General features: G+C 43.7%; 10 protein-coding genes and 2 pseudogenes. 4 read left to right on the forward strand and 8 right to left on the reverse strand.

The window, feature by feature from the left end:
- Window positions 1-193: 193 nt before the first annotated feature.
- The 6 genes and pseudogenes from BM021_RS11480 to BM021_RS16635 all read right to left on the reverse strand — a co-directional run.
- Entirely contained in the window at window positions 194-526 is a 333-nt protein-coding gene (locus BM021_RS11480; RefSeq protein WP_090721174.1) for a hypothetical protein, read from the reverse strand.
- 195 nt (window positions 527-721) lie between these two features.
- A pseudogene (locus tag BM021_RS16170) lies at window positions 722-1,101 on the reverse strand (IS1595 family transposase); the annotation flags it as partial.
- 53 nt (window positions 1,102-1,154) lie between these two features.
- Window positions 1,155-2,021 carry an MBL fold metallo-hydrolase gene (locus tag BM021_RS11490; RefSeq protein WP_090721176.1) on the reverse strand — a complete coding sequence of 289 codons (867 nt, stop codon included), beginning with the start codon at window positions 2,019-2,021 and terminating at the stop codon, window positions 1,155-1,157.
- A 92-nt stretch (window positions 2,022-2,113) separates the two neighbouring features.
- A complete protein-coding gene (locus tag BM021_RS11495; RefSeq protein ID WP_090721177.1) occupies window positions 2,114-2,458 on the reverse strand; it encodes a hypothetical protein in 345 nt (114 codons plus the stop codon).
- Between the two features lie 116 nt (window positions 2,459-2,574).
- On the reverse strand, window positions 2,575-4,947 hold the full coding sequence (locus tag BM021_RS11500; protein ID WP_090721178.1) for a catalase: 2,373 nt from the start codon (window positions 4,945-4,947) through the stop codon (window positions 2,575-2,577).
- A gap of 142 nt (window positions 4,948-5,089) precedes the next feature.
- A pseudogene (locus tag BM021_RS16635) lies at window positions 5,090-5,269 on the reverse strand (IS1595 family transposase); the annotation flags it as partial.
- Window positions 5,270-5,633: 364 nt separating this feature from the next.
- On the opposite strand from BM021_RS16635, the gene wrbA reads away from it, so the two are divergent.
- A complete protein-coding gene (gene wrbA / locus BM021_RS11515; protein ID WP_090721181.1) occupies window positions 5,634-6,233 on the forward strand; it encodes an NAD(P)H:quinone oxidoreductase in 600 nt (199 codons plus the stop codon).
- An 82-nt stretch (window positions 6,234-6,315) separates the two neighbouring features.
- The gene (locus tag BM021_RS11520) at window positions 6,316-7,137 is read left to right on the forward strand and encodes a DODA-type extradiol aromatic ring-opening family dioxygenase (RefSeq protein ID WP_090721182.1); all 822 of its coding nucleotides are present in this window, start codon (window positions 6,316-6,318) and stop codon (window positions 7,135-7,137) included.
- 170 nt (window positions 7,138-7,307) lie between these two features.
- Here BM021_RS11520 and BM021_RS11525 read toward each other — a convergent pair whose 3' ends face one another.
- On the reverse strand, window positions 7,308-7,961 hold the full coding sequence (locus BM021_RS11525) for an IS1/IS1595 family N-terminal zinc-binding domain-containing protein (protein WP_090721183.1): 654 nt from the start codon (window positions 7,959-7,961) through the stop codon (window positions 7,308-7,310).
- Window positions 7,962-8,047: 86 nt separating this feature from the next.
- On the opposite strand from BM021_RS11525, the gene BM021_RS11530 reads away from it, so the two are divergent.
- Complete coding sequence (locus tag BM021_RS11530) at window positions 8,048-8,272, forward strand: type II toxin-antitoxin system MazE family antitoxin (RefSeq protein ID WP_090721186.1); 225 nt, start codon at window positions 8,048-8,050, stop codon at window positions 8,270-8,272.
- A 3-nt stretch (window positions 8,273-8,275) separates the two neighbouring features.
- Entirely contained in the window at window positions 8,276-8,617 is a 342-nt protein-coding gene (locus BM021_RS11535; RefSeq protein WP_090721184.1) for a type II toxin-antitoxin system PemK/MazF family toxin, read from the forward strand.
- 53 nt (window positions 8,618-8,670) lie between these two features.
- Here the strand turns inward: BM021_RS11535 and BM021_RS11540 are convergent, their stop codons facing one another.
- Window positions 8,671-9,546: a hypothetical protein gene (locus BM021_RS11540; RefSeq protein WP_143074334.1), complete on the reverse strand. Its 876-nt coding sequence runs from the start codon at window positions 9,544-9,546 to the stop codon at window positions 8,671-8,673.
- Window positions 9,547-9,788 lie beyond the last annotated feature (242 nt).

Below are 9,788 nucleotides of genomic sequence, written 5' to 3' on the forward strand. Positions count from 1 at the left end.
TTTACAAGCATTTCCTTATATAAAACTAAAGATTTTCCTTATTCTAATTTTTTCTTAAAGGAATAAATTTTTATTAACCAAGTTAAGTTTGAATTCAGCAACTACTGTAGCGATTTGTATGCGTTGTGTTCAGATAACACGCTTGGCCAAAAGGAAGTGATGCTCAAGACGAACATAAATGTTCTGGGTGGAACTAGATAGTTAACCTAATTATTCTTTGAGAGTTCATGTCAAATCCAGCTTCGGTACGCGGTTTGATGATTGCTTTACCTTTTCTCCCAACTCTCCCGGAATCCTTAAAATCCAAGGGCTTTTTGGACAACTCCTGACATATGCCCATGATAATCTGAATAGAGACAATGATGAATGGCAAGCTACGAGCTTTGGAAAGGATGATTTTGGAATCGCCTTTCACGGCGAAACAAATCGTCATGGAAGAAAGATTGAGGGTGATACTGTTAACGAGTTCGGCGACACGTTTATATTTAAAGGAAGAAAAACCCGCAAGTGCGAAGATAAAAATCATTTAACAACCCGGCAGAATAGCAATCCATACCAAAAGTAGTAATCAAATGAGCAGTAGTCTAATGAATTTCCCGCGCAGCTTCTTCTCTTGCGCGGGAGGTCTCCCGGACCGTCGCCAACTGACCACCCTGATTCCAGCGCTTACATTAATATGCGCTTTGTCGATTTTCTCCAGCACAAAGTCTGCTGTGCTTCACGTTCGATCACGGCAAATCAAAACTGGCATCTGTTCCGATGACAATCCAATCATGTCACGTTCCTTTTCTTTAAAAGACTCCAGAAAAAAGTTTTATCTGCTTGCGCAATTTCGGCTAAGCTTGCCGATTCCTACTCTTGCGCAACACAAGAAAGCGATGGCGCCAGCGAAATGAGGTATTGCGATGTACTGAGTATGCTTTTGCGCTACTTCGGATACTTCGGCCTTCGCTATCTGCGCGCATAGACTCACCACTTGCCCTTATGTCGAGCAGGCGAGGCGCTCCAGTCAAGGCATTGAATGTAGCTCGGCAAGCGCCGCAACGATAGCGTTGCAAGTCCGGCTGATGACTCCCAGCGCGCTATTTTACTATCTCCACAATAACTTATACCAATACTCAAGAGTGCCAATAGTATCGTATGCTTTAGTGTTCTTATAACATGAGTTGTTCTGCTGGCACTTCGGCTGATCTACCTGGAAGCCTCTCAAACTCCACAACATCATGTCCACAAAAAATCGTTATACGATCATTCTGGTCGTGACGAAGCTGCCGCAAGCGCATCTGATTTTGCAAGCGGGATTGACGATTCTTTTCCATCATCCATTGATAAAACCTCAGCCCAGGCGTACACCACGGCTGACTAAAATCCATCTCTTTATAGAAAAAGTAGGCATCACCCGTATGAAATAGCCATTGATCCCCTATCTTAACCGCAATGCCCGTATGTCCTAACGTATGGCCAAGAAGCGGTACCATAAGAATTTCAGGAGGAATACCCTCAAGGTCTCGTACACTGTCAAATCCGAACCATGTTTCACCCTGTGCTGACGGGTAAACGTGCCAATTTCCTCTCGTTGACCATTGTTGCGGGCGAAAACGTTGCCGGTCTAGCCAGCTTCTTTGGGCAAATGCATCGTCGCGCTCGGACTGAAGCATATGCACTTGAGCATTGGGAAAATCGTCGAGCCCTCCCGCATGGTCAAAGTCCAAATGGGTGAGAATGATATGGTGCACATCCCGAGGATCAAAACCTAACCGTTGCACCTGCCTAACCGCAGTCATCTCTTCTCTAAATTCAGGGCGGATGAGTGTGAGAAAAAAACGACTCAACCGGGTTTGCGGATTGGCTACATCCTGCAATCCGAGCCCGGTATCGATGAGTACAAGACTATCGTTAAGCTCTACCAGCAAGCAATGGCATACCAGATGCCCTCGACGAATTAAAGATTCGGTCCGGTCATCCATAAGTTTGCCACCCAGAGGACAAGTAGAAATGCAGTTCAAATGATGAATATGCATATAGCCCCTCCTTTAGCAATTTCGAACAATTAAATAGCAAGGTGCTTATTAAAGCATGCTCTTTAATTGGTAAGTCCTAACTGATGTACTTATTAAGGCTTATCCTTGTTATCGGTTTCTTGAGCACCCGATATGTCTTCTTCGCCAGGAATATCCGATTTGACTATATCGGAAGGTATTCCCCGGCGATCTGTATCTTTCAATCCATGCCTAGTATCGTCGTGTGCTTGCTTGATTACCTCACGCGAATGCTCATCTCCAGGACTGTCTGTACCCGTAGGCCCAGTCGTTTGGTCGCGTTCATGCGGCAACAGCATTTCCGGTTCTGTTTTATTCCCTTCACTTAACTGATTGGTAAGATCTACATGCTCTACTAGAGTGCCTGTTTCCTCACCTTTTGCAACCTTGCTGGAAGAAGCGCTGTCTTTTTGTGTCATGATATAAGCTTCCTATGATTGTATAACTTAGTGCTCTAAATGCGGCTGAGCTATAGCAAAATAACTTTAGAGCAATAAATGTTGTATGTCAGAATCGGCTCTAACTAAACAAATTATTAATGTGTTTCGCGCTCAAAATGCCGATGCACAGCAATAGCTTCCTTAAATTGGGATAGGATATCATCGTTATTTTCTGAATCTGAAAATGCCAAAACACCAGGATCAAGCTCTCCAGATGGTAGCTTCAGCTTGACACCTGCAGATTCAATCAGAGTTTTACCCACACCCAGCGCAAGAATCGGTTTGCAATGACGGTACTGCTGCTTAATAAATTCGTCTACCAGCTCCACATTTAATAAATTGTATGTATCTCCACGCCAGCCGGGCACTGCAAGGGCATCAAATAGCACAGCTGGCATTGCCTCGAAAGTGGCATCAATTTCTATCTTATCGCCATCCGTGCCTTGTACAGATCCTAACCGAATCCCAACAAAGCGGGCTACAACCCCTTCTGCAAGCAAGCCCGATTGAAGCATTTGTGCAGATTGCCCATCTACTCCATCCGCTACTATTATGGCAACCCTGCGAGTAGCAATATTTCCATTGCCGGGACGAGAAAAGAGTGAGAGAGACGGTGATAAGGTAACTTCAGGTGCAACAGTTTCCTCTAAAGCCTTTGGTTGAGCAGAGGGAAGCGCCTTCATGCCTAGCCCGGAAGCCACTGCTTCTGCAAGATCTTCGGCTACATTTCTCAGCATTGAAATCACACGTTCCCGGATCGCAGGAGTTTGCACTCGCGTCAATTCAAAACGAAAAGCGTTAATAATATGTAACTTTTCGACCGGAGTTTGACTGTTCCAGAATAAGATAGCTTGCGTGTAATGATCCGCAAAACGCTCTGGCTTTCCACGTATTTTATCTTCAGATACTGATTGAGGAAATGACATAAAACCGGCTGTGCCCGCCTGAAAAGGGCAACCACCCGCAAGAGAATTTGGTTCATACGCAACGCGTCCACGGTTTATGGCCTGCCGATGCATACCGTCACGCTGGTTATTATGGGCTTGTGCAACTGGGGAATTAATAGGTATTTCATGAAAATTAGGTCCCCCGAGTCTTGTAATCTGCGTATCGACATACGAATGGATACGGCCTGCGAGTAGTGGATCATTGCTAAAATCCAGCCCCGGCACAATATGTGCAGCACAAAAAGCAACTTGTTCGGTTTCAGCAAAAAAATTGTCGGGATTACGATTAAGGACCATTTTACCGACTGGAGTAACGGGAACCAATTCTTCTGGCACTATCTTGGTTGCATCCAGGATATCGAAACTGAATTCCTCGCCTTGGGCTTCGGTAAAAATCTGCATTCCTAATTCATATTCGGGATAGGCACCGCTTTCGATCGCTTCCCATAAATCACGCCGGTGAAAATCAGGATCAGCCCCTGCAATTTTGACAGCTTCATCCCATGCAAGAGAGTGGGTACCAGCAAGGGGTTGCCAGTGGAATTTTACGAAATGCGATTGTCCTTCGGCAGAAATCAAACGAAAAGTATGGACTCCAAATCCCTGCATCATGCGAAAACTACGCGGGATTGCTCGATCCGAATAAACCCACATGAGCATGTGAGTGGATTCTGGTGTCAAGGAAACAAAATCCCAAAAAGTATCATGTGCAGTAGAAGCCTGTGGAATAGCAAAGTGTGGTTCGGGCTTGGCTGCATGAACAAGATCAGGAAACTTCATTGCATCCTGAATAAAAAATATAGGAATATTATTTCCTACTAAATCCCAATTTCCCTCATCGGTATAAAACTTAACCGCAAAACCACGTACATCACGTGCGGTATCAGCCGATCCACGCTCACCTAAGACGGTGGAAAAACGAACAAAAACCGGTGTGCGTTTTCCAGCTTCAGCAAACAAAGACGCGCGAGTGTAACTTGCAAGAGATTCATAACATTCAAAGTACCCATGCGCAGCCGATCCTCTTGCATGAACGACTCGTTCGGGTATCCGTTCATGATCGAAGTGAGTAATTTTTTCCCGGAGGATAAAATCTTCCAGAAGAGTCGGACCACGAAGTCCTGCTTTTAATGAATTCTGATTATCAGCAACCGCCACGCCCTGGTTGGTAGTAAGCGCGCGTCCACCTGAATCCACTCGGACCTGGTCAAGCGGTCCATTAGCTGGATTGAAGCCTGAGCGAAGCTCACCGATACCTGTTTTTTCAGAGGCGTTGGTCTCTGATAATGTGCTGCCTGTGCTGAGCGAGTCATGCACTTCTACAGTTTGTCCCTTCGGTGGAGAGGTTGAGGCTTCTCCATGCTCTTGGGCCTTATTAATATTGTGTGGCATGGCACTTGCAAGCTTCTGAGCAGCAGCAAGCTTATCGGAAAAATTACTAATATTTGCAGAAGCATTCTCAGATTGGGCAGGGCCTCCAGTTGTAAAGCAACTGTTTGTTCTTTTATCCTTATCAGGCATTATGAGTAATCCTTATATTAAGCACTTAATATATAAATAGAAAATGCATCATGAACTCTTATCGACATACCTTCTGTACGGAGGCGAACATGAAGTATCAAATTTCTTAATGTGCCAAATACACACCATCCACTTTATGCCTCTAAATCTTTTTCAGCTTAATCTGAGTGTGCGACAAACACGTATTGAGCAAGCGAGATGACAGCTCAGCTTCCCATGCTCTTCTGTTAAAAAAATTCGTTAAGATACTCTTGTAAATCTTTAGCGTACTCGGATAGATTCCCAGTAAAAACATTTTAAGGTTACCAAGCAATGTGTGTACCCCAACAGCAGCAACCATTTTCCAGCCTTATAGGCGGCTGTCAGGGTTCCATAGCAATACGAATCTTGCGTAACATCTTTGGTTGGCAGTCATCCACGATCATTAATTTACCTGGGCAAAGGTGATGCAAAGTGATGCAAAAAATACCGCCTTTGTCTGAAGCAACCCGGTAAATCGCCCAAAACCAATTTCTAACAAGAAATAAGTGAGTACCTGCAGTCATATGTTCAAAATTTTTATTGCCATACATTTGGTTTAGGAGTAAAAGTTACAAAACCTTCTAAAAAATTAAGGCCTATCAGAAGTAAAAACAGAGAAATTGAACATAAGTTATCCCTTGAATCACGAAATCAGGAGGTACAGCATGACGAAAATTCTTGTTCTTTACTACAGTATGTATGGTCATATCGAAAAAATGGCAAAAGCGGTAGCAGAAGGGGCGAGCAGCGTTGAGCAGACTGAAGTTACCATCAAGCGTGTGCCTGAACTGATACCCGAAGAAGTGGCGCGAAAGGCAGGCGTCAAGCTTGATCAGGAAGCACCGATCGCGACAGTAGATGAATTACCGAACTATGATGCCATTATCTTTGGAACACCTACCCGATTCGGCAATATGTGCGCCCAAATGCGCAACTTTCTTGACCAGACTGGCCGGCTGTGGCTAAACGGCGGATTGATTGGTAAAGTCGCCAGCGTATTCACGTCCACAGCCACCCAGCACGGCGGCCAGGAAACGACCATTACCTCGTTTCATACTACCCTATTACATCACGGCATGATTATCATGGGCGTTCCCTATTCCTGCCAGGAAATCATGAATATGAATGAAATTACCGGTGGCTCTCCCTATGGGGCAGGCACGCTTGCCGGCAGCGATGGCAGCCGCCAACCGTCAGAAAATGAGCTAAAAATCGCTCGCTTCCAGGGAGCTCATGTAACAAAAGTAACCCGGAAGCTCGTCTAATTCACTGCTTCAAGCGGGAATGCAACAAAAAATCTCTCATGATTGAAATATATTAATCTTTCTTGCGATAGGGAATGAGCATATGGGCAATCAATCGTCTGAAACACTTTCACCGGTTTTGTATATACCGCACGGCGGAGGGCCATTACCCATCCTGGGTGATAAAGAACACGAAAGAATGGTTTCTTTTCTAAAAGAGATTGTAAAAAGGTTGAATGAACCTTCAACAATATTAGTCATCAGTGCACACTGGGAAGAGGATCAAGCAACCATCACGAGCAGCAGCCATCCTGAATTAATCTATGATTATTACGGGTTCCCTGAGGAAGCATACCAGATTCAATACCCTGCTCCAGGTCATCCACAGCTCGCGAAAGAGATCCTTGAATTGATAACAGCCAGTGGAATTCCAGCTAAACTGAACGACCAGCGAGGCTTTGATCACGGCATGTTTATTCCGCTCATGCTGATGTATCCGCAGGCGCACATTCCCTGCATCCAGTTATCCCTACTCAAGAATTTAGATCCTGGACAACACATCAATTTGGGAAAAGCCATCGGATCTTTAAGAAAGAAAAACGTTTTAATTATCGGTTCGGGAATGTCCTTTCATAATTTGAAGCGGTTCTTTTCAAAAGGCAATGATGGTGATAAAGAAAATGATGAGTTTGATAGCTGGCTGATAGAGACGTGTACCAGCCAAGATTTTCTGCCAGATGAACGCGAGCAAAGATTGATTGAATGGCAAAAAGCCCCCTCTGCTCGATATTGCCACCCTAGAGAAGACCATCTATTACCGTTACATGTATGTTATGGAATTGCCTGTACCGGTACACCGATAGCCAAAGTTGTGTTTAATCAGGAAATCATGGGTAAAAAGGTTACCAGCTTTCTGTGGCAGTAATAGAAAGAAATTTTATTAACTCTTTTGTCTACTGAATAAATACGTAGCACTACCCATCTAATATCTCGCTGAAATTCTGCGGAGGATCAGTATGAAAGAAACCAGATCGGGAAGCGTAGTCGTAGTATTCGGCTTCATGTCTGTAATCATCTTCGCCGCGATAAGTAAGGCTATGTTACATTTAGTTGTTGAAACTGTCTTGTTTTTCCAAGAGATGGCAGGAAACAAAGCGCTGGTGTAATATTTTGACCGAGACGGTCAATCATTCTGTGCCATCCGAGGTAACTCCGAAGATAGACGGCTATACCGCCATGCTTTCGTGCAGACCTGGACAAACGGCGCTGTCCTTTAAACGATTCCAGAAAATAGGTTTCATCTGCTTCGACAATACCATTCATTTTGCCGGGTTGATCAGTTGCAGGTATTTGTAAAAAACGATGCCGCCACTTAAAGCTTGTATTTTTGGCTATTCCACAACTGTCCGCTGATTTTCGGATGCTTAATCCCTGAATCATCGTTTGCTCATATTCAAACCATTTGTTCTTGTACCGTAACCGTGCCAGTGGCGTACCTGAAAGCGCATTAAACGTGCGATTGCATTGACGACATCGATAACGCTGCAGCTCACTGACTTTTCCCCAGCGATATAGATTGCTTGCTTTGTAATGGGGACAAGCGGGTTTGTCGTCCTGATTATGTTCGATCAATGCTATGACTTCATCAGTATTCTCTTTTCCTTCCAATCTTTTTCGGAGTTTGTCTCGCTGATTACGACTCATGCGTTCAATGGATTTCATCCATGCTTTGAATTCCGTTGATTTCATTGGGCGCACCTCTATTTCTATATCTCAATGAATATTGGGCAACCAATTCAATAATTAATTGTTACATAGCTAATTGTTTCCTCATCATGACACATCGAACCACCATTACGCTGGATGATGAAATTTCTGCGTTTCTTAATCATGTCGCCGGTGATAACCGTAGCGCTTACATCAATGAGCTTTTAAAGCAGGAACGTAATAATCTTCTCAAGCAGTCATTAATCAAAGCAAATCAGGAGGAAGCTGAAGATCTGGATTATCAGGAAGAATTACAGATATGGGAAACCACTTTATCCGATGGCCTGACCTGACCAATGACTGAATTCAGACAACTGGATATTTACTGGATTGATCTTGAACCGGCAAAAGGTGCGGAAACCAAGAAACTGAGGCCATGCGTAATTGTTCAAGGCGACCTCGTAAATATTCAATCCAGAACGCTGATTGTTGCTCCTCTGCTGCCGAATCATAAACCCTGGCCTTTTGCAGTAAACCTGGAGCCAACTAAAGAAAATGGTTTGGATAAAAACCGTCATATCAACCTCAAGCAATTACGCGCTGTCGATGTTTCGAGGATCCGTAAAAAACAAGGAAAACTGGAAAGTCAGTATATTCATTCCCTTAAAGATGCCTTAACTATCGTGTTTGATTTGTAGGCAAAAAAATGAATTGATTATCTTAGAATTGCAAGGGTTGATAGCTAAATATTTTATTCCGATAAGGATCTTTCTATGGCATCTGTATGCCGTTGCATCTCTGCTAGGAATGGGCGATCAGCCCTTATAATTGGTCCCTCTGTCTCTTGTTCGATTGCTTCTGGATACTTGATGTAATTGAACTGTGAAAGCTCCCATACAAGCCCAAAGAGATCAGCTAAGACAAGTATTACTTGCCCATATTCACGAAATTCCGGTTGAGCATGCAGTACTACATTAGTACTATTCTCAAATCGCAAAAACTCGGAATGACTTGCATAGTCAATATGTGTTTTAGCGCTCAAAAATCCATAAAGTCGCCCAGCTTCCTTCGCAAAACGCTTCAGTAGGCTAATGCACCGCGTAGTATCAATTTTCTCAATAGCTTTTAAATCATTAAAACTGTAAGCAGCATAAGCCCACGCTATTTGCTCCAAAATAAGCCGTGACACAGCGTGACCTTCATATCTGTGGCCCATCTGATAAAGAAAATGTGCACAGAAGAAGCTTGGAGGCAATCGCTCAAGAACAATCGATGCACCAAATACCCCTAATGAGGGCTCTGGTAGCCCATCAGATTGGAGTTTCTCAAGCATTCTATTAACATATGCCTTAGCACAGCTGTATGCATCTATGTATGCATGAAGCGCAGACTGCGAGTCACTTTTCTCCTCGCGAAAATCACCGTATCTGCGTTTTGCATAATCAATACTGGATAACCCTAATGTCGAGGCAATGACTGCAGCACGAACATTCTCGTGAAGATGTTCCAAATAGTCACCCCGAGGTACTAACACCAAGTGCTGCACCGTTCCGATAACATCAAAATCTTCGAGCAATTTACGAGTTCGTTCACCAGTATTTAGATTAAGAAATGACTTATTATTCATTAACATTTAATTCCTTGCGTGCTGATTACACTAAGAAAACTAATGGAATATATACGAGAAAATATCTCATAATCTGGAACAAACTGCCATCTAATTCCAATTCTATTTAGGAACAGCATTAATAATCCAATCCCATCCGGTAATGCTGCGCATAGTTTCCTGGTTTGATTCGAGGCTTTTTAGCGCGCTCTCCAGATGTATCTCAAGCGCATCCAAACTATCGAAGGCACGGTTATGAAAGA

The sequence above is a fragment of the Nitrosomonas sp. Nm166 genome, assembly GCF_900112825.1.
In the GTDB taxonomy this organism is placed as follows: domain Bacteria; phylum Pseudomonadota; class Gammaproteobacteria; order Burkholderiales; family Nitrosomonadaceae; genus Nitrosomonas.